General features: G+C 62.8%; 18 protein-coding genes. 9 read left to right on the forward strand and 9 right to left on the reverse strand.

Going from position 1 to position 22,115, the window contains the following annotated elements:
- Nucleotides 1-3: 3 nt before the first annotated feature.
- The 7 genes from QLG02_RS02930 (at nt 4) to fumC (ending at nt 9,628) form a co-directional block, all read left to right on the forward strand.
- Nucleotides 4-1,959 (forward strand): sensor histidine kinase, encoded by a 1,956-nt coding sequence (locus QLG02_RS02930; protein ID WP_282464534.1) that lies wholly within the window; start codon nt 4-6, stop codon nt 1,957-1,959.
- Between the two features lies 1 nt (nt 1,960).
- Nucleotides 1,961-2,572: a response regulator gene (locus QLG02_RS02935; protein ID WP_282464469.1), complete on the forward strand. Its 612-nt coding sequence runs from the start codon at nt 1,961-1,963 to the stop codon at nt 2,570-2,572.
- Nucleotides 2,573-2,796: 224 nt separating this feature from the next.
- Complete coding sequence (locus tag QLG02_RS02940; protein WP_282464470.1) at nt 2,797-4,491, forward strand: sensor histidine kinase; 1,695 nt, start codon at nt 2,797-2,799, stop codon at nt 4,489-4,491.
- Nucleotides 4,485-5,222: a two-component system response regulator BtsR gene (gene btsR, locus QLG02_RS02945; protein ID WP_282464471.1), complete on the forward strand. Its 738-nt coding sequence runs from the start codon at nt 4,485-4,487 to the stop codon at nt 5,220-5,222. Before QLG02_RS02940 ends, btsR begins: the two co-directional genes overlap by 7 nt.
- 209 nt (nt 5,223-5,431) lie before the next feature.
- Nucleotides 5,432-7,240: a carbon starvation protein A gene (locus QLG02_RS02950; protein ID WP_024944260.1), complete on the forward strand. Its 1,809-nt coding sequence runs from the start codon at nt 5,432-5,434 to the stop codon at nt 7,238-7,240.
- Between the two features lie 192 nt (nt 7,241-7,432).
- Nucleotides 7,433-8,161 (forward strand): dipeptidase PepE, encoded by a 729-nt coding sequence (gene pepE, locus QLG02_RS02955; RefSeq protein WP_282464472.1) that lies wholly within the window; start codon nt 7,433-7,435, stop codon nt 8,159-8,161.
- Nucleotides 8,162-8,233: 72 nt separating this feature from the next.
- Nucleotides 8,234-9,628 (forward strand): class II fumarate hydratase, encoded by a 1,395-nt coding sequence (fumC, locus tag QLG02_RS02960; RefSeq protein WP_282464473.1) that lies wholly within the window; start codon nt 8,234-8,236, stop codon nt 9,626-9,628.
- A gap of 69 nt (nt 9,629-9,697) precedes the next feature.
- On the opposite strand, the gene QLG02_RS02965 is transcribed toward fumC, so the two are convergent.
- Entirely contained in the window at nt 9,698-10,072 is a 375-nt protein-coding gene (locus QLG02_RS02965; RefSeq protein WP_042066988.1) for a DUF1090 domain-containing protein, read from the reverse strand.
- A gap of 178 nt (nt 10,073-10,250) precedes the next feature.
- Between QLG02_RS02965 and QLG02_RS02970 the strand changes: the two genes are divergently transcribed.
- The gene (locus tag QLG02_RS02970; protein ID WP_029304279.1) at nt 10,251-10,604 is read left to right on the forward strand and encodes a DsrE/DsrF/TusD sulfur relay family protein; all 354 of its coding nucleotides are present in this window, start codon (nt 10,251-10,253) and stop codon (nt 10,602-10,604) included.
- Between the two features lie 134 nt (nt 10,605-10,738).
- Nucleotides 10,739-11,821, forward strand: coding sequence for a protoglobin domain-containing protein (locus tag QLG02_RS02975; RefSeq protein WP_016351715.1), 1,083 nt, complete (start codon nt 10,739-10,741; stop codon nt 11,819-11,821).
- A 3-nt stretch (nt 11,822-11,824) separates the two neighbouring features.
- Here QLG02_RS02975 and QLG02_RS02980 read toward each other — a convergent pair whose 3' ends face one another.
- The 8 genes from QLG02_RS02980 to rimP form a co-directional block, all read right to left on the reverse strand.
- Entirely contained in the window at nt 11,825-13,039 is a 1,215-nt protein-coding gene (locus QLG02_RS02980; RefSeq protein ID WP_282464474.1) for an MFS transporter, read from the reverse strand.
- A gap of 129 nt (nt 13,040-13,168) precedes the next feature.
- Nucleotides 13,169-15,307, reverse strand: a complete 2,139-nt coding sequence (pnp, locus tag QLG02_RS02985) for a polyribonucleotide nucleotidyltransferase (RefSeq protein ID WP_011707071.1) — start codon at nt 15,305-15,307, stop codon at nt 13,169-13,171.
- 167 nt (nt 15,308-15,474) lie between these two features.
- Nucleotides 15,475-15,744 carry a 30S ribosomal protein S15 gene (rpsO, locus tag QLG02_RS02990; RefSeq protein ID WP_005298162.1) on the reverse strand — a complete coding sequence of 90 codons (270 nt, stop codon included), beginning with the start codon at nt 15,742-15,744 and terminating at the stop codon, nt 15,475-15,477.
- Nucleotides 15,745-15,888: 144 nt separating this feature from the next.
- Complete coding sequence (gene truB, locus QLG02_RS02995) at nt 15,889-16,848, reverse strand: tRNA pseudouridine(55) synthase TruB (RefSeq protein ID WP_039214774.1); 960 nt, start codon at nt 16,846-16,848, stop codon at nt 15,889-15,891.
- A gap of 1 nt (nt 16,849) precedes the next feature.
- Nucleotides 16,850-17,284 carry a 30S ribosome-binding factor RbfA gene (gene rbfA / locus QLG02_RS03000; protein WP_011707073.1) on the reverse strand — a complete coding sequence of 145 codons (435 nt, stop codon included), beginning with the start codon at nt 17,282-17,284 and terminating at the stop codon, nt 16,850-16,852.
- Nucleotides 17,285-17,339: 55 nt separating this feature from the next.
- Nucleotides 17,340-20,033, reverse strand: coding sequence for a translation initiation factor IF-2 (gene infB / locus QLG02_RS03005; RefSeq protein ID WP_282464475.1), 2,694 nt, complete (start codon nt 20,031-20,033; stop codon nt 17,340-17,342).
- Nucleotides 20,034-20,053: 20 nt separating this feature from the next.
- Complete coding sequence (gene nusA, locus QLG02_RS03010; protein WP_011707075.1) at nt 20,054-21,556, reverse strand: transcription termination factor NusA; 1,503 nt, start codon at nt 21,554-21,556, stop codon at nt 20,054-20,056.
- A gap of 14 nt (nt 21,557-21,570) precedes the next feature.
- Nucleotides 21,571-22,029 (reverse strand): ribosome maturation factor RimP, encoded by a 459-nt coding sequence (gene rimP, locus QLG02_RS03015; RefSeq protein ID WP_016351719.1) that lies wholly within the window; start codon nt 22,027-22,029, stop codon nt 21,571-21,573.
- Nucleotides 22,030-22,115: the final 86 nt, after the last annotated feature.

The raw sequence follows: 22,115 nt of genomic DNA on the forward strand, positions 1-22,115 counted from the left end.
CCCTTGCCCCTGCTCAGCCTGCTGCTCTGGCTCGCGCTGTCAGCCCTGCCGCTGCGGGTGCAGGCCACCCCGACCCCCTCTTCGCCAGCGCTGGTCCGACAGGAATCCGCACCATCCCAGGCCACGCCGGTGCAGACCTTGGCCGAGCCGATACGCATCGGCGTGCTGGCGACCCGCGGCCCGGCACTGGCAAGAGCCCAGTGGCAACCGCTGCTGCGCTGGCTGGCACAGCGCGTGCCCGACCATCGCTTCGTGCTGCATCCGCTGGGGCTCGATGAACTGGCCGAGGCCGTCGCCCGCGAGCACCTCGATTTCGTCATCACCAACCCGGGCCAGTCGGTGAGTCTGGCGCGCCAGTACCCGCTGGCCTGGCTCGCCACCCTCAAGAGCCCGGCCGGGGGGGACAATCTCGCCATCGGCGCCGCGCTGGTGGTGCCCGCCCAGGCCCCCTACCAACACTGGCGCGACCTCGAGGGGCAAGCGGTCGCCGCCGTCTCGGAGAACGCCTTCGGCGGCTACCTCGCCTATCGCTTCGAGGCGGGCGAACAGGGGGTCAGGCTGGAGCACTTCTTCTCCACCGTGCAGTTCACCGGCTTTCCACTGGACCGGCTCATCGAGCGGCTGGCCGTAGGCGAGGTGGCCGCCGCCATCGTGCCGGTGTGCCAGCTGGAGCGCATGGAGCGGGAAGGCAAGGTCGCCAGGGGGGCGTTTCGGGTACTGGACGATCAGGCGCCGGCCGGCTTTGGCTGCCAGAGCTCGACCCGGCTCTACCCCAACTGGTCCTTCGCCAAGACAGAACGGGCCTCCCCCGCGTTGGCGCTGGCGGTGACCCGCGCGTTGTTCGACCTACCCGCTGATAGCGAGGCGGCCATCGCCGTCGATTCGGCGGGCTGGACCGTACCCACCAGCGAGCTCGCCATCGACCGCCTGCTCAAGGCGCTGGATCGCCACCCGCTGCAGGGCCCCTGGTGGCAAGCGGCCTGGCACTGGCTGCGCCAGCATCAACAGTGGGGATGGGGCGCCCTGGCGCTGGTACTGCTGCTGGGAGGCCACCACCTGCTGCTGCAATACCTGTTCAACCGCAGCCAGCGCCGGCTGCTCAAAGCCCGCCACCAGCTCGAGCAGAAGGGACGCCAGCTGGCACAGGCCAGACGGCTCGCCGAACTCGGCGAGCTGGGCGCCAACGTGGCCCACGAGATCAATCAGCCTCTCAGCGCCATCGCCAACTACAGCCAGGGGGCCTTGTTGCGACTGGACAGATTGGCACAGGATCCTGCCCAGACCGCCGCCCAGGCCTCCCTGCGTCAGGCCCTGGAACAGATAGGGCTCCAGGTCCAGCGCATCACCCAGACCGTCAACCGGCTCAGGGCCCGGCTGCAAAAGCGCCCTCCCCGCTTCGAGCCTTGCGACCTGCCCACCCTGGTGGCGGAGTTGCGCCCCCTGCTGGAGCAGATGCTGGCGCCACTCGACGTCGCCTTCACCCTGCACTGGCGGGGCCAGCCGCGCCGGCAGCCTCTGGACGGCACCGGGATAGAGCAGTTGCTGGTCAACCTCATCAAGAATGGCGCCGAGAGTGCGGCGCAGAGGGCGGCGCAGAGTGCGGCGAAGAAGGCGCGCGCTGCGGTTCACTCTCCTGCTCCCCCCCCTGCGCAAGCAGCGGCACAGGCGCCTGCCCGGGTCGAGCTGCTGATCACCTTCGAGGCGCAGAGCCTGCTGCTGGAGATCCGCGACAACGGCGCCGGCCTGAGGGTCCCCGCCACCGAACTGCAGCAGGCGTTTTACAGCGACAAGCCCGATGGCATGGGGCTGGGGCTGGCCATCTGCCGGGAGGTGGTCGAGAGCCATCGCGGCCAGTTCAGTCTGGAGAACCTGAGCCCCCACGGCTGTCTGGCCCGGGTCACCCTGCCCGTGCCGCCACCCGAAACCCTCCCTTCATCCACCGACATGCCGAGGAACTGAGATGCCGCCCCCTGCCCGCCCCCCGCTCTATCTGGTTGACGATGACGAGGCCGTGCTCGACTCCCTGCGCTTCATGCTGGAGAGCTGCGACGAGCGGCAGCTGCTCAGCTTTGCCGATGGCGAGCGCTTTCTGGCCGAGGTCGACCTGTACCAGCCCGCCTGCCTCATCCTCGACTGCCGCATGCCGGGGCTGTCGGGCCCCGAGGTGCAGCAGCGGCTGAAGGCGGCCCAGAGCCCCATCGCCATCCTGTTTCTCACCGGCCACGGCGAGGTGCCGCTGGCGGTGGAGTCCCTCAAGCTGGGGGCGGTGGATTTCTTGCAAAAGCCGGTGCAGCTGGCCCCCCTGCTTGCCGCCATCGAACGGGCCGAGCAGGCGACCCTGAGTGCGGCCACCCGTTTCGCCCAGCTGGCCGCCTACCGGCGGCTCACCCCGCGCGAGCACCAGCTGCTGCAACTCATCGCCCGGGGCCACAAGAACCAGCAGATAGCGCAGGACCTCTGCATCTCGGTGCGCACCGTCGAGGTGTGCCGCGCCAGCCTGATGCGGCGGCTCGAGGTCGATTCCCTGGCCGAGCTGATGCTGCTCTATGCAAACGTCCATTCAGTCCCTTGAACCAGGCCCCTGAGCCAGGCCCCTAATCCAGGCCGGGAGAGTGACCCACTTGCCGGGCCTATGCCCATCCCCCATCGGTCAGCACAGGGGATGCCTTTGGCTCAGGGTGCCGGCAAATCTGTGCGCAGGCGCGCTATTCCGGCGCCCGCGGCTTGCAGCGCAAATCGGGGTTTGCTAATACTCCGCGTCCATTGGATGAGCATCCCCTTTCGAGATAGTGTGCCGTGGCTTTCGAACAATTCGCGCTCGTGATATCTCTCTTCCAGCAGCTCTGCGTCTATCTGGTGATCGCCTGGCTGCTCTCCAAGACGCCGCTGTTCATGCCGCTGACCCAGGTGACCCTGAGCTGGCCCCACAAGATCCTCTGCTACCTCATCTTCTCCGGCTTCTGCGTCATGGGCACCTACTTTGGCCTGAGAGTCGAGGACTCCATCGCCAACACCCGCGCCATCGGCGCCGTGCTCGGCGGCATCGTCGGCGGCCCTGTGGTGGGGCTGCTGGTGGGGCTGACCGGCGGCATCCATCGCTACTCGCTGGGGGGCTTTACCGCCCTCGCCTGCACCTTCTCCACCATCGCCGAGGGGCTGCTCGGCGGGCTGGTGCACCGCCACTTCGTCGCCCGCCACCGGCTCGACCTGCTGTTCAGCCCCTGGGTGGTGGGATCTGTAGCCCTCATCGCCGAACTGATGCAGATGGGGATCATCTTGCTGGTGGCCCGCCCGTTTGACGACGCCGTCCACCTCATCGAGAACATCATCGCCCCCATGCTGGTGGCCAATACCCTGGGGGCCGCCATGTTCATGCGGATGATCCTCGATCACCGCGCCATGCTGGAAAAATACTCGGTAGCCTTCTCCGCCCGCGCCCTCAAGATCGCCGAGCGGGCGATGCGGGTGCTGGACAAGGGCTTCACCCAGCAGGCGTGTCAGCAGATGGCGCGCATCCTCTACGAGGAGACCGGAGTGGGCGCAGTGGCCATCACCGATCGGGAGAAGCTGCTCGCCTTCATCGGCATCGGCGAGGATCACCACCTGCCGGGTACCGCCATCAACTCGGCCCACACCTTCAAGGCGATCCAGCACAACGAGGTGGTCTATGCGGATGGCAACCTCATTCCCTACAGCTGCAACCAGCATCCCCAGTGCCGGCTAGGCTCCTCGCTGGTCATACCGCTGCGGGGGGAAGAGGGATCCGTGGTGGGCACCATCAAGCTCTACGAGCCCAAGCGCAAGTTCTTCTCCTCCATCAATCGCACCCTGGGGGAAGGGATCGCCCGGCTGCTCTCCGGCCAGATCCTCGCCAGCAAGTACAACGAGCAGAAGCGGCTGCTGGCCCAGTCGGAGATCAAGCTGCTGCAGGCCCAGATCAACCCTCACTTCCTGTTCAACGCCCTCAACACCCTGGCGGCGGTGATCCGGCGCGACCCCGAGGATGCCCGCACCCTGGTGCACCACCTCTCCACCTTCTTTCGCAAGAACCTCAAGCGCCAGGGGGACGAGGTGACCCTGGCCGACGAGCTGGAGCACGTGAACGCCTACCTGCACATCGAGCAGGCCCGCTTCGCCGAGCACCTGAGCGTGCAGATCCAGATTCCCGAGCCGCTGCTGGAGTACCGGCTGCCCACCTTCTCCCTGCAACCCATCGTCGAAAACGCCATCAAGCACGGCATCTCCCAGATGTTCGAGCCGGGCAAACTGACCCTGACTGCGCGACAGGAGGGCGAACAGCTGGTGCTGGAGGTAGAGGACAACGCCGGCCTCTATCAGGCCAAACGGGAGGAGAGCGGCCTTGGCATGAACATAGTGGACCGGCGCATCAAGGCCCGTTACGGCGCCGAGTACGGGGTCACCATTCACTGCGAGCCCCATCAATCCACCCGGGTGAGGATCACCCTTCCCCTGCAGGAGAGCCCATGCTGACCGCCCTTATCGTCGACGATGAACCCCTCGCCCGCGAGGAGCTGCGGCTGCTGCTGGAACAGGCGGGCAACATCCACCTGCTGGGTGAGTGTGCCCACGCCATGGAGGCGCTGCCCGCCATCCATCGCCTCAAGCCCGATCTGCTGTTTCTCGACATCCAGATGCCGCGCATCAACGGGCTGGAGCTGGTGAGCATGCTGGACCCGGACTTGCGCCCCCACATCGTCTTCATCACCGCCTACGACGAGTTTGCCCTGCGCGCGTTCGAGGAGAACGCCCTCGACTACCTGCTCAAGCCGGTCACCAGCGAACGGATGAACAAGGCGCTGGAGCGCATCCAGCGGCTGCTTTCGCCAAAGGGTGAGCTGGCGGGCCAGCTGCTGCCGGACCCGACCCGCATCGCCCAGCCCCTGCGCAGCATTCCCTGCAGCGGCCACAACCGGATTCTGCTGCTGCCCCTTGGCGAGGTGGAGTTCGTCCACAGCGATCTGGCCGGCAACAAGGTGGTGAGCGCCCAGCAGCAGGGCACCACCGAGCTGACCCTGCGCACCCTGGAGGAGAAGACCGGCTTCGTACGCTGTCACCGCCAGTACCTGCTCAACCCCGGCCAGATCCGCGAGATCCTGCTGCTCGACGGCGGGCTGGCGGAGGTGGTGACCCAGGGCGGTCACAAGGTGCCGGTGAGCCGCCGCTACCTCAAGCCACTCAAGGAGCTGCTGGAGATCCCCTGAGGAGCGGGCCACTCTCCCCGCTCCTGCTCTGCCCGTTACCACGCTTGCCGCGCACGCCGGCTCATCCCTCAAACCGCTCGGGGCCGCTTTTCTGCCGCTCGCTGGCGGCCCTCTGCCACTGACCTTTTCTGCGCTCCCCTTTCCCTGCCGCATCGGTAGAGTGCAGCCTGAGCCCGGCCAGATTGGCCGCAGGAAAAGGAAACTCCGTCATGCAACACGCAATCACCTTCGTCATTGCGGCCCTCTGCATCCTCGCCATCGCCTATCGCCTCTACGGCGTGTTCTTTGTGCGCAAGGTGCTGATGGCCGACGACAAGCTGGTCACCCCCTCCCACCAGCTGGAAGATGGCAAAAACTATGTGCCGACCAACAAGTGGGTCAACTTCGGCCAGCACTTCGCGGCCATCGCCGCCGCCGGCCCGCTGGTGGGCCCGGTCCTGGCCGCCCAGTACGGCTACCTGCCGAGCTTTCTCTGGCTGCTGATCGGCTGCGTCATCGGCGGCGCGGTGCACGACACCGTCGTGCTGTTCGCCTCCATGAAGCATCAGGGCAAGTCCCTCTCCGAGGTGGCCAAGGCCGAACTCGGCCCCATCGCCGGCTGGTGTACCGGCCTTGCCATGCTGTTCATCATCACCATCACCATGGCGGGTCTCTCCATGGTGGTGGTACACGCGCTGGAGCGTAACGCCTGGGGCGTGTTCGCAGTGTTCATGACCATCCCCATCTCCATGGTGGTGGGGATCTGGCACAAGCTGACTGGCAACCTGCAAGCCGCCTCCTGGGTGGGCTTCATCGCCGTGCTGGCCTGCGTCTTCTTCGGCCCCTACGTGCAGGAGAGCGCCTTCGGTGCCTGGCTGACCCTGCGCGCCGAGACCATCAGTCTGGCGCTGCCGGTCTACGCCTTCTTCGCCACCGCGCTGCCGGTCTGGCTGCTGCTCACCCCGCGCGGCTACATCTCCAGCTTCATGAAGATCGGTGTATTCGGCGCCCTGGTCATCGGCGTCATCTGCATCAACCCCGAGATCCAGTTCCCCGCCATGACCCAGTTCGTCCACGGCGGCGGCCCGGTACTGGGCGGCCCGGTCTGGCCCTTTATCTCCATCACCATCGCCTGTGGCGCCATCTCCGGCTTCCATGCCTTCATCGGCTCAGGCACCACCCCGAAACTGGTGGACAAGTGGAGCGACATTCTGCCGGTCGCCTTCGGTGCCATGCTGGCCGAGTGCGTGGTGGGCGTGATGGCGCTGATCGCCGCCACCGCCCTGCACCCTGCCGACTACTTCGCCATCAACGCCACCCCGGAGGCCTTCGCCAAGCTGGGGATGCAGGTGGTGGACTTGCCGTTCCTCTCCCAGGAGATCGGCATGGATCTGAACGGCCGCACCGGCGGCGCCGTCACCCTGGCGGTGGGCATGTCCTACATCTTCACCAAGGTGCCCTGGTTCAGTAACCTCGCCTCCTACTTCTTCCAGTTCGTGGTGATGTTTGAAGCGGTGTTCATCCTGACCGCCGTCGACTCCGGTACCCGGGTCTCCCGCTACCTCATTCAGGACTTCTTCGGCGAATTCTACCCGCCCCTCAAGCGCATCGACTGGATGCCGGGCGCCATCGGGGCCAGCGTGCTCGCCTGCGTGATGTGGGGTTACCTGCTGATGTCCGGCGATATCGGATCTGTGTGGGCGCTGTTCGGGGTCTCGAACCAGCTGATGGCCTCGGTGGGCCTCATCATAGGTGCCACCATCATCCTGCGACTGGCCAGCAAGCGCCGCTACATGCTGACCTGCCTGATCCCGCTGGCCTACCTGTTCGTCACCGTCAACTACGCCGGTTACTGGATGGTCAGCCACGTCTACTTCAACCCCGAAGCCAAGGGCTACAACCTGCTCAACGGCGGCATCTCGCTGCTGATGCTGGGGCTCGGCGCCGTCATCCTGGTGTCGGCCATCCGCAAGTGGATTGAGCTGTGGAAGCTGCGCCAGCAACCCGAGTTCCGGATTGCCCCGGCCAGCGCCAGCTGACCCGCCCGCTGCAACAACAAACCCCGGCATGCCGGGGTTTGTTGCATCTGGCGCTCAAAAAACGGTCTCATCAGGGTACATGGCGCCATCGATCACAGAACCCGAGCAGCGATCGGGCTAGAATGGGGGCTTCCGTCACCCGGCCTGGGGCCGGTGACCTCTTCGCGCTTTCACTTATCGAGGACACGCTTCATGGAACTGCTTCTTCTCAGCAACGGCAAAGCCACCGAATGCCCGGGCCTGCTCGGCTGGGCCCGGGATCGGGTGCAGACCCTGCTCGCCCGCAAACAGGTCAAGCGCATCCTGCTCATCCCCTACGCGGTGATCCGCAGCGACTGGGATGCCCGCGCCCTGGAGCTCAGCGAGAGCCTGGGGGTGGAGGCCATCAGCATCCATCAGTTCGATGACCCGGTGGACGCGATCAACCATGCCGACGCCATCTTCATCAGCGGCGGCAACTCCTGGCGCCTCAACCAGCTGCTGCACGAGAACGGCCTGGTGGTGCCCATCCAGCGCGCCGTGCGCGAGCGGGGCGTGCCCTATGTGGGCTGGAGCGCCGGTTGCAACGTGGCGACCCCGAGCATCCGCACCACCAACGACATGCCGGTCTGCAGCGCCGCCGTGCTGCCTGCGCTGGGGCTGTTCCCGCTGCAGATCAACCCCCACTATCTGGACGCCAGCATCAGCGGCCACATGGGGGAGACCCGCGACGAGCGCCTGGCCGAGTTCTGCGCCATCAACCCGAGCGAACACGTGGTGGCCCTGCGCGAGGCAAGTCTGCTCCAGGTCAGTGGCGAGCACATCGAATACTGGAGCGCCCGCGGCGAAGGCTTCAAAATCTTCAAACACGCCGAGACCACCCAGGAGTTCAGCACGGCCGCGCCGCTGGCCGAGCTGACGCCGTTTCGCCCGCGCGGCTGAATGGCGCTGACCGGTTGAAAACCCACAGGGGCGCAGGATGTCGCCCCTTTTTTGCAATGAAGGGAGGATGAGATGAAGAGCAGGACTGAACACGACAGCTTCGGCGCGATCGCCGTGCCGGCCGATCGGCTGTGGGGGGCCCAGACCCAGCGCTCCCTGCAACACTTCGACATCTCCGGCGAGCACCAGCCGATGGCGCTGATCCACGCCCTGGCGCGTATCAAGTCGGCCTGTGCCCGGGTCAACCACGCCAACGGACTGCTGCCCGCCCGCACGGCGCAGGCCATCATGAGCGCCGCCGACGAGATCCTGTGCGGCCAGCATGATGAGGAGTTCCCGCTGCGGGTATGGCAGACCGGCTCCGGCACCCAGACCAACATGAACCTCAACGAGGTGCTGGCCAACCGGGCCAGCGAGCTGCTCGGCGGCCCCCGTGGCGAGGGGCGGCTGGTGCACCCCAACGACGAGGTGAACAAGAGCCAGTCGAGCAACGACGTCTTCCCGAGCGCCATGAACCTGGCGGCCGTCACGGCCATCACCGGGCACCTGCTGCCCGCCCTGGCGACCCTGCGCACTACCCTGGCCGGCAAGGCGGCGGCCTTCGACGACATCGTCAAGATAGGCCGCACCCATCTGCAGGATGCCACCCCGCTCACCCTGGGGCAGGAGTTCTCCGGCTGGGTCGCCCAGCTCGAGCAGGGGGAGCGCCATATCCGGGCCGCCCTGCCCCATCTGTGCGAGCTGGCGCTGGGGGGCACTGCCGTCGGCACCGGCCTCAATACCCCGCCCGGCTTCGCCGAGGCGGTGGCCGCCACCCTGGCCGAGCAAACCGGCCTGCCGCTGGTAAGCGCTCCCAACAAGTTCGAGGCGCTGGCGGCGAGCGATGCCCTAGTGCATGGCCACGGCGCCCTCAAGACGCTGGCCGCCTCTCTCATGAAGATCGCCAACGACGTGCGCTGGCTGGCGAGCGGCCCCCGCAGCGGGCTGGGAGAGCTGCTCATCCCGGAAAACGAGCCAGGCTCCTCCATCATGCCCGGCAAGGTCAACCCGACCCAGTGCGAGGCGCTCACCATGCTGTGCGCCCAGGTGATGGGCAACGACGTCGCCATCAACATCGGCGGCGCCAGCGGCAACTTCGAGCTCAACGTGTTCAGGCCGATGATCGCCCACAACTTCCTGCAGAGCGTGCGGCTGCTGGCGGACGGCATGCAGAGCTTCCACGATCACTGCGCCGTCGGCATCACCCCGAACCAGCCCCGTATCGACGAGCTGCTGGCCCGCTCCCTGATGCTGGTGACGGCGCTCAACCCCCATATCGGCTATGACAAGGCGGCAGAGATCGCCAAGCGGGCCCACCATGAGGGGCTCAGCCTGCGGGAGGCGGCCATCGCCTCCGGCCATCTGACGGCGCAGCAGTTCGATGCCTGGGTGGTGCCGGCCGACATGGTGGGTCGGCACGGCGGCTGAACCAGCCCGGAGGGAAACTCGAGACAAAAAAGAAGCCGGACTGCGCCGGCTTCTTTTTTCATCGATGAGTCAGGGTTTGACAAGCTTGCTCAGGGCATCCAGCTCGCGCTGGGCGGCCAGCAGCTTGGTCTGGGCCTCTTCCAGCTTGGCCTGCTTCTTGGCGATCTTGTCGGGTTTGCCCGTCACCCTGGCGTTTTGCAGCTCGACTAACCGTTCGTTGACCTGCTCCTTGAGCTCGGCCACCCGCTGCTGCTGCTCCTTGAACAGGCCGGCGTCGGTGCAGTGAGTCTCGATATTGCGCAGGGCCCGCTCCAGCCCCGCGATCTGATCCGCATTGTCGTGCGCCTTGGCAAACACCAGCTGATCCTTGACGGCCTGCTGGCGCGCCTTGCAGCCAACGGCCTCACTGCCATAGGCCTGGCCGGCCAACAGCAGCATGCTCATTCCGATAACCTTCCACATAACGACCTCGTTCCCCTGTCATGTTTGATGGCCGCCTATCAGACCGTACTCGGCCGGCCGGGTCAAGGCGCGGGCAAACCGCTACGACAGAGTTTGTGCGACATCACGCCAACCGGGTGCCGATGGGCCTACAATGGCTACTTTCATGAAGGAGTCTGTTATGAATCAAGAGATTGTCATCATCGCCAACGGCGCCCCCTATGGCAGCGAATCCCTGTTCAATGCCCTGCGCCTGGCCATCGCCCTGCGCGAACAGGGCGGTGCCAACCTGAAACTGTTTCTGATGTCCGATGCGGTCAGCGCCGCACTGGCGGGCCAGGCCCCGGCCGAGGGCTACAACCTGCGCCAGATGCTGGAGATCCTGCTGGCTCAGGGGATCAGCATCCGCCTTTGCAAGACCTGTACCGATGCCCGTGGCATCACGACGCTGCCGCTCATCGAGGGGATCGAGATCGGCACCCTGCCGCTGCTGGCCCAGTGGACACTGGCGGCCGACAAGGTGTTGACCTTCTAGCGGTGCGAGAACCGGGCGCAGGCATTGATCTGCAACAATCCTGCGCCATTTGAAAACCTGTTCACAGCTGTTAATGTCTACACTGTCAGTTAGATAACAACGTGCGCGCTTTCATTTTCGTTCAGGGAACTGCCATGAATCCAACCGAACAGACTCTGCTGGAACAAATGCGGATCACCGAGTTCGAAATCGCTCATCGCAAGGAGCTGTTGCTGCTGGATGAACGGGATTTCGCCCTGCTCGCCAGCTACCGTCCCAAAATCGAGCCCCACATCGACGCCCTGGTCGACAAGTTTTACACCCTGCAGACCGGGATCACCGAAATTGCCCTGCTGATCGGCGACGCCGACACCCTCACCCGGCTGCGGGCCGCTCAGCGCCGCTACATTCTCGACCTGTTCAGCGGCCTGTACGACCTGGAATACGTCAACAACCGGCTGCGGATCGGGCTGGTGCACAAGCGGATCGGGGTGGAACCCAAGCTCTATCTGGCCGCCATCAACACCCTCAAGGGGCTGCTCATCGAGGATATCTTCACCCAGATAGACCATGAGCCGGACCGCATCACCATGCTGACCGCCCTCGACAAGCTGTTCCTGTTCGACATCACCCTGGTGTTCGAGACCTATATTCGCAGCCTGGTGTCGGAGATCGAGTCCTCCAAGGAGAAATCGGAGATCTACGCCAAGTCGCTGGAGGAGAAGGTACGCGAGCGCACCCAGCAGCTGGAGGAGATGAGCCGGACTGATGCCCTCACCGGCCTGCTCAGCGTACGCCACCTGCAGGAGAACCTGACCCGCACCCTGCGTACCTGCCAGCGCCGCTCAGAGCCGGTGGTCATCGCCTATCTCGACATCGATGACTTCAAGCAGATCAACGACAGCCAGGGCCATCAGCGCGGGGACGAGATCCTGCGCATCGTCGGCGACTGCATTCGCAAGGTCTCACGGGCGGAGGATTGCTGTTTCCGTTACGGCGGGGACGAGTTCTGTCTGATCCTGCCCAACTGCAACGAGGAGCAGGCCAGAGACGTCTACCTGCAGCGGCTGACCAACGCGCTGGCCGAGCAGATCAGTGACGTCACCCTCAGCATCGGTCTGGTGCAGACCGGGCCGGTCCAGTTCGACGAGGGCAACAGCCTGATCCGGCTGGCCGACGAGCGCATGTATGCCGCCAAGAAGGCGATGAAGCAGGTCAACCAGAACAGTACCCACTGAGGTTCAATCCTGCCTGACCCGAATCCGTTCCGGGCGCGCAATGCGGGCGCCCCACTCATAGAGCAGGAAGGTAAACAGGCAGAGCACCGCCATCAGCACGTAGAGTGCCTGACCGCCCCACACGGCAAGGATCCAGCCCCCCAGCAAGGCACCGATGGCACCACCCAGCCCGGCCAGCGCACCGGCGCCGAAGTAGCTCCCCTTCAGGTGCGGGGGCGACATCTGATCGATCAGCACGTTGAGCAGCGGAAACAGTATGGTCTCCCCCACGCTCAGCATCAGTACCGCCCCGACCCAGTGCGACCACTGCTGCGGATCCCCCAGTGCAAACAGCACCTGAGCCCCCAGAAACAGGGTGATGCCGACCTGCAGGCGCACCTTACCGGGCCAGCAGGCGAGGAGGTGCAGCAAGGGAAACTGCAGCAAGACCACGGTCAGGGCGTTGGTGGCCACCAGAAGGGCGATGAGGCTCGCTACCTCTGGCGTCCCGGCCCTAGTCAGATACTGCACCAGCGGTGAGTGGAACTGGGAATAGACCAGGTTCATCAGCAGGTTGGCCAGTACCAGCAGCAAGAAGCCACGATCCAGCCACAATACCTTGATGGCCGCACGCAAGCCCAGCTCGCTGCCGTGGGTCGCCACGACCCTGCTTTGCGCAAATCCCCAGAGGAAGGCAGCCCCCAGCAGCAGGTAGCTGCTACTCAGCAGCAGGAAGGTCTGCTGCTGGGCACTGATGCCGAGGGTCACCCCCAGCAGGGGGCCGAGAGCCGCCCCCAGGTTGAGCAGGAAGTAACGCAGGTGCAGCGCCAGCTCGCGGGCCTTGGCCGAGGCCAGGCTGTCAGCCATCAGCGCCTTGCCGGGCGCATCGATGAGCCCGGAGGAGAGGCCGCTGCCGAGTACCCCGAGTCCGAGCCAGAGCACCGAATGGGAGAAGCCGAGCAGGCCGTAGCAGAGCACGGAGACCAGACAACCCGCCAGCAGGATGTTGCGCCGCCCCAGCTTGTCGGACAGCCAGCCGCCATAGAAGCTGACCAGGGTGGAGATGGCCGCAGTCGCCCCCAGCATGGCGCCGATGGCGGTCGCCGAGAGGCCATACTCCCGATAGAGCAAGATGGAGAGAAACGGCCAGACCATGTAATAGCTGGTGCGCACCATGAAGGTGCCCAGGATCACGGTCCAGACCAGGGGAGGAAACTGCCTGAGGAGGGCCCACGACATCACACTGCTCCTTGTTGCCCGTCGCACGGGAAGCCTTTCGTTATAACAAGAGGTCTCAAAGGAGACAACATCAAGTCACAAATATAAAAAAAGCCGACCCTGAGGTCGGCTTTTTCAAGGCTCGGCGGCTTATTCGGCGGCCGGCTCTTCGACGGCGGCAACAGCCGGCTCGGCTGCGGCTTCGGTCGGGGCGTTCGCTTCCTTGATGGAGAGACGCACGCGGCCCTGACGGTCCACTTCCAGTACCTTCACCTTCACCACGTCACCGATCTTCAGATAGTCGGCCACGTTCTGCACGCGTGCATCGGTGATCTGGGAGATGTGCACCAGACCGTCCTTGCCCGGCAGGATGTTGACGAAGGCACCGAAGTCAGCCAGACGTACAACCTTGCCTTCGTAGATGCGGTTCACTTCGATCTCGGCGGTGATGGCCTCGATACGGCGGATCGCTTCCTTGGCGGCATCACCGTCAACGGCGGCGATGCGGACAGTACCGTCATCATCCAGCTCGATGTTGGTGCCGGTCTCTTCGGTCAGGGCACGGATCACGGAGCCACCTTTACCGATGACGTCCTTGATCTTCTCCGGGTTGATCTTGATGGTGTGGATGCGCGGGGCGAAATCGGAGATCTCGGCACGCGGTGCCTGGATGGCTTCGTCCATCACTTTCAGGATGTGCAGGCGAGCACCACGAGCTTGCTTCAGGGCAATCTCCATGATCTCTTTGGTGATGCCTTCGATCTTGATGTCCATCTGCAGTGCGGTCACACCTTCGGTGGTACCGGCAACCTTGAAGTCCATGTCGCCCAGATGATCTTCGTCACCCAGGATGTCGGACAGCACGACGAAACCTTCTTCTTCCTTCACCAGACCCATGGCGATACCGGCAACGGAGGCCTTGATCGGCACACCGGCGTCCATCAGCGCCAGGGAGGAACCACAGACGGAGGCCATGGAGGAGGAACCGTTGGATTCGGTGATTTCAGACACCACGCGTACCACGTACGGGAACTCGTCGGCGCTCGGCATCACGGCAGCAACGCCGCGCTTGGCCAGACGACCGTGACCGATTTCACGACGTTTCGGGCTACCCATCATGCCGGTTTCACCGACGCAGTATGGCGGGAAGTTGTAGTGCAGCATGAAGCGATCGGCGCGGTTGCCGGTCAGCTCGTCGATGTTCTGGGCGTCACGCTCGGTACCCAGGGTGGCAACGACCATGGCCTGAGTCTCACCACGGGTGAACAGGGCAGAGCCGTGGGCACGCGGCAGTACGCCGGTGGCGACGGACAGGGCGCGGATCATCTCCGGATCGCGACCATCGATGCGCGGCTCGCCACGGACGACGCGACCACGGACGATGCGGCTTTCCAGGCTGTGGAACTCTTCGCCGATCTTCTTGGCATCTTCTTCCACGCCGGAAGCGATCACTTGCTCAACCACGCGAGCCTTGATGGCACCGATGGTTTCGTAACGCACGGCTTTCTCGGTGATGCGGTAGGCTTCACCCAGCTCGGCTGTCGCCAGCTCGGCAACCTTGGCTTTCAGCGCTTCGTTGACGGCAGGAGCAGTCCAGTTCCACGGCTTGGTGCCGACGTCGGCAGCGAATTCGTTGATGGCGTTGATAACGGCCTGCATCTGCTCGTGACCGAACACCACGGCACCCAGCATCACCTCTTCGGAGAGGATGGCCGCTTCGGATTCAACCATCAGCACGGCGTTGGCGGTACCGGCCACTACCAGGTCCAGATCGCTCTGCGGCAATTCGGTAGTGGTCGGGTTCAGCACGTACTGACCGTTCATGTAACCCACGCGGGCTGCACCGATCGGGCCGCCGAACGGGATACCGGAGATGGCCAGCGCCGCGGAGGCACCGATCATGGCAACGATGTCGGGAGAAACGGCCGGGTTCACGGACATGACGGTGGCAACCACCTGAACCTCATTGAGGAAGCCTTCCGGGAACAGCGGACGAATAGGACGGTCGATCAGACGGGAGATCAGCGTCTCGCCTTCGCTCGGACGGCCTTCACGACGGAAGAAACCACCCGGGATACGACCAGCAGCATAGGTACGCTCCTGGTAGTTGACGGTCAGCGGGAAGAAATCACGGCCGTGATCGGCCTCTTTCTTGCCAACTACGGTCACAAATACGCAGGTATCGTCCATGCTGACCATGACGGCCGCAGTGGCTTGACGGGCCATCACTCCGGTTTCCAGAGTGACGGTGTGTTGACCGTACTGGAATGACTTTACAATAGGATTCACGTGAATTTCCTTTTTACAATTTGGCGCTTTAAATTCGCGTGCAAGTATACTTGATTCGATGCAAAAGGTAAGCAGCGACACAAATTCTGTGAGGGCGGCAACAGCCTGACGCGCAATAAAAAAGGGGAACCCGGAGGTTCCCCTTTTTCGCGAAATCTGATGGTCGATTAACGACGCAGACCCAGCTTGGCGATCAGAGCAGCGTAACGCTGAACGTCTTTACGCTTCAGGTAGTCCAGCAGCTTACGACGCTGGGAAACCATGCGCAGCAGACCGCGACGACCGTGGTGATCCTTGGAGTGCTCCTTGAAGTGACCTTGCAGATGGTTGATCTGGGCAGTCAGCAGGGCAACTTGCACTTCGGGGGAGCCAGTGTCGTTGGCGCAACGAGCGTTGTCAGCAACGATTTGAGCTTTGATCTCAGCATTTAGAGACATGGTATTACTCCAGTAGAGTGTTTAAAGGTTCACAGCCAATCTCTAATTCAGCCGTGAAATGAGGGCGGTATCATAATCGTCCCCGTCACTTTACGCAACGGGAAAGAGCCACAACGGCCAACACGCGTCGATACCGCCTGAGGATCACTCCTCGTCGTGTTCGTCGTGATAACGCACCAGACGCTTGGGCGCCACGCGCCCCTCGTCGTCGATCTCGCCCACGCCGATGAACTCGCGATCCGGACCGACCGTCATGCGCACCTGACCGCTCTGCGGCGCTCCGGCGACCTGCACGGCCTGGCCCTGGTTCACATAGGCAGCCACGGCAGCCAGCATATTCACCTCGGGCAGGCTTGCCACGGCGGTATCCATCGGCAGCAGCAGCGGATCCAGCTGCTCGCGCGGCGGGATGCTTTCGGCCTTGGCCTGCTCGAAGATGCACTCGAGCTGTTCCAGGGTCAGCATCCGCTCATAGGGATAGCTGGCCACCTGGGTACGGCGCAACTGGGTGACGTGCGCGCCGCAGCCCAGCACCTCCCCCAGATCGTCCACCAGGGAGCGGATGTAGGTGCCCTTGCTGCAGTGCACCTCCAGCTTGACCTCGTCCCCTTCAAAGCTGATGAGCTTGAGCTCGAACACCGTGATGGGGCGGGCTTCCCGCTCGATCTCGATGCCTTCACGGGCGTACTCGTAGAGCGGGCGACCGTTGTGCTTGAGGGCTGAGTACATGGACGGCACCTGCATGATGGGGCCGCGGAACTGGTCCAGCGACTCGATCAGGGTACCCACGGCCACGTTCACCGGCCGGGTGGAGACCACCTCGCCATCGGAGTCGCTGGTATTGGTGCGCTCGCCCAGCTTGGCGGTCACCTCGTAGCGCTTGTCCGCTTCCAGCAGATACTGGGAGAACTTGGTGGCTTCGCCGAGGCAGATCGGCAGCATGCCGGTTGCCAGCGGGTCCAGGGCGCCGGTGTGGCCGGCCTTGGCGGCGTTGTAGATCCGCTTGACCTTCTGCAACACATCGTTGGAGGTCAGCCCGGTCGGCTTGTCCAGCAGCAGGATACCGTGCACGTCACGGCCCTTGAAACGACGTCTACGAGACATCTCAGGCGTTATCCTCAGTAGTTTCATCCGGCGCGGCATCGTCTTCTTCACGACCGGATTCGGCCATGCGACGCTTGTCTTCACGGATGGTGTTGGTCACCAGGTTGGAGAGACGCATCCCCTCGACCAGGGTCTGGTCGTAGAAGAAACGCAGCTCGGGCACCACGCGCAGACGCATGGCGCTGCCCAGCAGGCTGCGGATGTAGCCAGCGGCTTCCGTCAGCGCCTTGAGCCCTTCCTTGATGCGCTCGGCATCATTTTCCAGCTGCAAGAAGGTGACATACACCTTGGCGTAATTGAGGTCACGGGACACTTCCACATCGGAAACGGTCACCATGCCGATGCGCGGGTCCTTGACCTCGCGCTGCAGAATGAGCGCGATTTCACGCTGGATCTGCTGTCCGACCCGACGGGTCCGGCTAAATTCTCTGGCCATATTCTATCCTGCGATAAAAGGGGGCCGCGGCCCCCTATTTAATCTGACTCCAGCCTTACAGAGTCCGTTGAATTTCAACGGTCTCGTAAACTTCGATCTGGTCGCCTTCGCGCACGTCGTTGTAGTTCTTGACCGCGATACCACACTCGTAGCCGTTCTTGACTTCGTTGACGTCATCCTTGAAGCGACGCAGGGATTCCAGCTCGCCTTCATAGATAACCACGTTGTCGCGCAGAACGCGAATGCGGTTGGAACGCTTGACCACACCCTCGGTGACCATACAGCCGGCCACGGCACCAAACTTCGGTGACTTGAACACGCTGCGCACTTCGGCCAGACCGATGATTTCCTGACGGTACTCGGGGGCCAGCATGCCGCTCATGGCCTGCTTCACTTCGTCGATCAGGTCATAGATGACGGAGTAGTAACGCAGATCCAGGCTCTCGGCCTCGATGACCTTGCGTGCAGAGGCATCGGCACGGACGTTGAAGCCCACCAGGATGGCGCTGGACGCGGCAGCCAGAGTAGCGTCGGTCTCGGTGATACCACCCACGCCGGAACCCACGATCTTCACCTTCACTTCGTCGGTGGAGAGCTTGACCAGAGCATCGCAGATCGCTTCCACGGAACCCTGTACGTCGGCCTTGATCACCACGTTCACTTCGGACACTTCGCCCTCGGTCATGTTGGCGAACATGTTTTCCAGCTTGGCCTTCTGCTGGCGAGCCAGCTTGACTTCGCGGAACTTGCCTTGACGGTAGAGCGCCACTTCACGGGCTTTCTTCTCGTCACGCACGACAGTGGCTTCGTCACCGGCAGAGGGAACGCCGGACAGGCCGAGGATTTCCACCGGCAGGGACGGACCCGCTTCCTTGATCTCGCGACCCAGCTCGTCACGCATGGCACGGACACGACCATATTCCAGGCCGCACAGCACGATGTCGCCCTGACGCAGGGTACCTTCTTGTACCAGCACGGTAGCAACCGGACCACGACCCTTGTCCAGGAAGGACTCGATCACGACGCCGTTGGCCATGCCGTCAACTACAGCTTTCAGCTCCAGTACTTCGGACTGGATCAGGATGGCTTCCAGCAGGTCATCGATGCCCTGGCCGGATTTGGCGGAGACATGGACGAACTGGCAATCGCCACCCCAGTCTTCTGACATGACGTTGTAACGGGCCAGCTCGGTCTTGACGCGATCCGGATCCGCTTCCGGCTTGTCGATCTTGTTGACCGCCACCACCAAGGGCACTTCAGCGGCCTTGGCGTGCTGGATGGCTTCGATGGTTTGCGGCATCACGCCATCATCGGCAGCAACGACCAGCACCACGATATCGGTGGCCTTGGCACCACGAGCACGCATGGAGGTAAACGCCGCGTGACCCGGGGTATCCAGGAAGGTGATCATGCCACTGTCGGTTTCGACGTGGTAAGCACCGATATGCTGGGTAATACCACCGGCTTCGCCCGCGGCAACCTTGGCTTTACGGATGTAGTCCAGCAGCGAGGTCTTGCCGTGGTCAACGTGACCCATGATGGTCACGACCGGCGCGCGCGGCTTGGCTTCGGAGGTCTCGTCACGATCGGACAGTACCGCCTCTTCCAGCTCGTTCTCGCGGCGCAGCACCACCTTGTGACCCATCTCCTCGGCGACCAGCTGAGCGGTCTCCTGGTCGATCACCTGGTTGATGGTGGCCATGGCACCCATCTTCATCATCACCTTGATGACTTCAACGCCCTTGACGGCCATCTTGTTGGCCAGGTCGGCCACAGTGATGGTCTCGCCGATCACCACGTCGCGGTTCACCGCGGCCGCCGGCTTGTTGAAGCCGTGCTTCATGGCGTTCGGAGTGGCAACCTTGCCACGCTTGCCCTTGCGAGCACGCGGGTTGCGCGCATCGCGATCGTCTTCACGACGACCGGCCTTTTTCGGGCCCTTGGCAGCAGCGGCAGTGCGGCGGCTGGTCTCTTCCTTACGATCCAACTCATCTTCAGCCGCCTGAGCGTGCTTGTTGGTGGTCAGATGGTAATCGCTGCTCTCTTTGGCGCGAGCGGCTTCTTCTTCAGCCCAGCGGGCTGCGTTCTGTTCCGCCATGACACGAGCCTCTTCGGCTTTCTTCGCGGCGAGTTCTTCAGCCTTGGTCAAGGCTGCTTGTTCTTGTTGGCGCTTCAGTTCTTCTGCTTCGCGCTTGGCCATCTTTTCTGCCTCTTGCTGAGCTGTGCTACCGGCTGCTTTGGCGGGCTGTTGAGCCTGTCGAGCCTTTTGTTGTGCCTCGATCCGCGCCTTTTCCTCAGCTTCACGACGAGCCTGCTCAGCCTCACGGCGAGCCTTCTCTTCAGCGTCGAGACGGGCCTTATCTTCGGCCTCGCGACGAGCTTTTTCTTCTGCTTCCAAACGCGCTGTTTCCTCGGCTTCCGCCTGGCGCTGTTCATCTTCCAGCGCCGAACGTCTTACATAGGTGCGAGACTTGCGCACTTCTACCTGCACTTCCTTGTTCTTGCCGCCAGTCCCCTGAACACTGATGGTGCTCTTGGTCTTGCGCTGCAAGGTCATGCGGGCAGGTGCGGCGACCTCGTCACCTCCATGCTGTTTCTTCAGATGGGCCAGCAGTGTCTGTTTCTCAGACTCGCTGACCATGTCGTCGGCCTTGCTCTTGCTGATACCGGCATCGACAAACTGCTGGAGAAGACGATCAACCGGTGTGTCGATGTCAGTGGCAAGTTGTTTGACTGATACTTCTGCCATTCATTTTCCTCCGTTTGATCTTACTCAGACTGCTCTTCTCCGAACCAACAGATATTACGAGCAGCCATAATCAGCTCACCGGCTTTCTCTGCCGTCAGCCCTTCAATATCAGCAAGGTCATCGATGCCTTGCTCTGCCAAATCTTCCAGGGTACCGATGCCGCGAGCGGCCAGTGCGTACGCCATTTCACGGCCAAGGCCGTTCAGATTGAGCAGTTCTTCGGAAGGCTCTACACCTTCAAAGGATTCTTCTTTGGCCAAAGCCTTGGTGGTCAGAGCATCCTTGGCGCGTTTGCGCAGCTCTTCCACCATGTCTTCGTCCAGGCCATCGATGGCCAGCAGCTCGTTGACCGGCACGAAGGCGATCTCTTCCAGAGTGGAGAAACCCTCTTCCATCAACAGGCTGGCGAAATCGTCATCGATGTCCAGAGTGCTGGTGAACAGCGTCAGGATGCGGTCGTTCTCGGCCTGGTGCTTGGCACGCATGTCCTCGACGGTCATCACGTTCAGCTCCCAACCAGTCAGCTGGGAAGCCAGACGCACGTTCTGACCGTTGCGGCCGATGGCCTGGGCCAGGTTGGCGGCTTCCACGGCGATGTCCATGGTGTGGTTGTCTTCATCAACGATGATGGAGGCCACATCGGCAGGCGCCATGGCATTGATCACGTACTGGGCCGGGTTGTCATCGTACAGCACGATGTCGGCGCGCTCGCCGCTCAGCTCGGCGGAGACCGCCTGAACGCGGGCACCACGCATGCCGATACAGGCACCGATCGGGTCGATACGACGATCGTTGGTCTTCACCGCGATCTTGGCGCGGGAACCCGGATCACGGGCTGCGCCCATGATTTCGATCATCTCTTCACCGATTTCCGGTACTTCGATGCGGAACAGCTCTTTCAGGAAGTCCGGGCTGGAACGGCTGACGAACAGCTGGGAACCACGGGCTTCCGGACGCACGGCGTAGAGCAGACCACGGATGCGGTCACCCGGGCGGAAGGTCTCGCGCGGCAGCATGTCGTCGCGGAAGATCACGGCTTCGGCGTTGCTGCCCAGATCCAGGATCACGTTGTCGCGGTTGCTCTTCTTGACCACGCCGCTGATGATGGTGCCTTCCTTGTCCTTGAACTGGTCAACGACCTGGGAACGCTCGGCTTCGCGCACTTTCTGCACGATGACCTGCTTGGCAGTCTGGGTGGTGATGCGGTCGAAGGTGACAGAGTCGATCTGATCTTCAACGTATTCACCGATCTGGATTTCTGGCTGCTCGATCTGGGCAGCTTCCAGGGTAATCTCGGCGTAGGGGTTTTCCATCGCAGCTTGATCTGCAATGACGACCCAGCGGCGATAAGTGTCGTAGTCACCGGTCTTGCGATCGATCTCGACCCGAACTTCAATCTCGCCTTCGTATTTTTTCTTGGTCGCTGTCGCCAACGCGGTTTCCAGAGCCTGGAAAATCTTCTCGCGGGGTACCGCCTTCTCGTTGGAAACTGCGTCAACGACCAGCAAAATCTCTTTATTCATATCCGATAGCCTCGTTAACCAAAGTTCGGCACTATGTTCGCTTTTTGGATATTGGTGAAAGCCAACACTTCGTCCTTACCATCTACCGTCAGGGTGATCATGTCGCCCTGCACGGCTTTGATTACGCCTTTGAACTTGCGGCGGTTGTTTGTTGCCATCCGAAGCGTTACCGCCGCCTCTTGGCCAACGTATTTTTCGAACTGGGCAACCTTGAACAGGGGACGATCCAGACCCGGGGAAGACACCTCGAGGTAATACTCCTCGGTGATGGGATCTTCGACATCCATGATGGCGCCAACCTGATGGCTGACCTCAGCACAGTTCTCGACGCTCACGCCATGCTCGCCGTCGATATAGACGCGCAAGGTGGAGTGTTTACCCGCACGGATAAACTCAATACCCCACAGTTCAAAGCCCAAGGCAACGACAGGAGCCTCGAGCAGATCGGTCAAACGTTGTTCCAACGTAGCCAAAGTCACCCTCCGAAAAAACAAAAAAAGGGCATAAAGCCCAGATAGAAATTGGTTCAGAGTAAATTGCACATAACAAAAAGCCCCGA

Origin of the sequence: Aeromonas sp. V90_14 (genome assembly GCF_029967615.1) — a bacterium.
GTDB classification, from domain to species: Bacteria; Pseudomonadota; Gammaproteobacteria; order Enterobacterales; family Aeromonadaceae; genus Aeromonas; species Aeromonas hydrophila.

Bases quoted from the DNA above. Each gene is read 5' to 3' on its own strand.
- infB (WP_282464475.1), bottom strand. From the start codon at position 20,033: ATGGCAGAAGTATCAGTCAAACAACTTGCCACTGACATCGACACACCG.
- QLG02_RS02950 (WP_024944260.1), top strand. From the start codon at position 5,432: ATGCAACACGCAATCACCTTCGTCATTGCGGCCCTCTGCATCCTCGCC.
- QLG02_RS02975 (WP_016351715.1), top strand. From the start codon at position 10,739: ATGAATCCAACCGAACAGACTCTGCTGGAACAAATGCGGATCACCGAG.
- QLG02_RS02970 (WP_029304279.1), top strand. From the start codon at position 10,251: ATGAATCAAGAGATTGTCATCATCGCCAACGGCGCCCCCTATGGCAGC.
- btsR (WP_282464471.1), top strand. From the start codon at position 4,485: ATGCTGACCGCCCTTATCGTCGACGATGAACCCCTCGCCCGCGAGGAG.
- QLG02_RS02980 (WP_282464474.1), bottom strand. From the start codon at position 13,039: ATGTCGTGGGCCCTCCTCAGGCAGTTTCCTCCCCTGGTCTGGACCGTG.
- rbfA (WP_011707073.1), bottom strand. From the start codon at position 17,284: ATGGCCAGAGAATTTAGCCGGACCCGTCGGGTCGGACAGCAGATCCAG.
- truB (WP_039214774.1), bottom strand. From the start codon at position 16,848: ATGTCTCGTAGACGTCGTTTCAAGGGCCGTGACGTGCACGGTATCCTG.
- QLG02_RS02935 (WP_282464469.1), top strand. From the start codon at position 1,961: ATGCCGCCCCCTGCCCGCCCCCCGCTCTATCTGGTTGACGATGACGAG.
- pepE (WP_282464472.1), top strand. From the start codon at position 7,433: ATGGAACTGCTTCTTCTCAGCAACGGCAAAGCCACCGAATGCCCGGGC.
- nusA (WP_011707075.1), bottom strand. From the start codon at position 21,556: ATGAATAAAGAGATTTTGCTGGTCGTTGACGCAGTTTCCAACGAGAAG.
- QLG02_RS02965 (WP_042066988.1), bottom strand. From the start codon at position 10,072: ATGAGCATGCTGCTGTTGGCCGGCCAGGCCTATGGCAGTGAGGCCGTT.
- fumC (WP_282464473.1), top strand. From the start codon at position 8,234: ATGAAGAGCAGGACTGAACACGACAGCTTCGGCGCGATCGCCGTGCCG.
- rpsO (WP_005298162.1), bottom strand. From the start codon at position 15,744: ATGTCTCTAAATGCTGAGATCAAAGCTCAAATCGTTGCTGACAACGCT.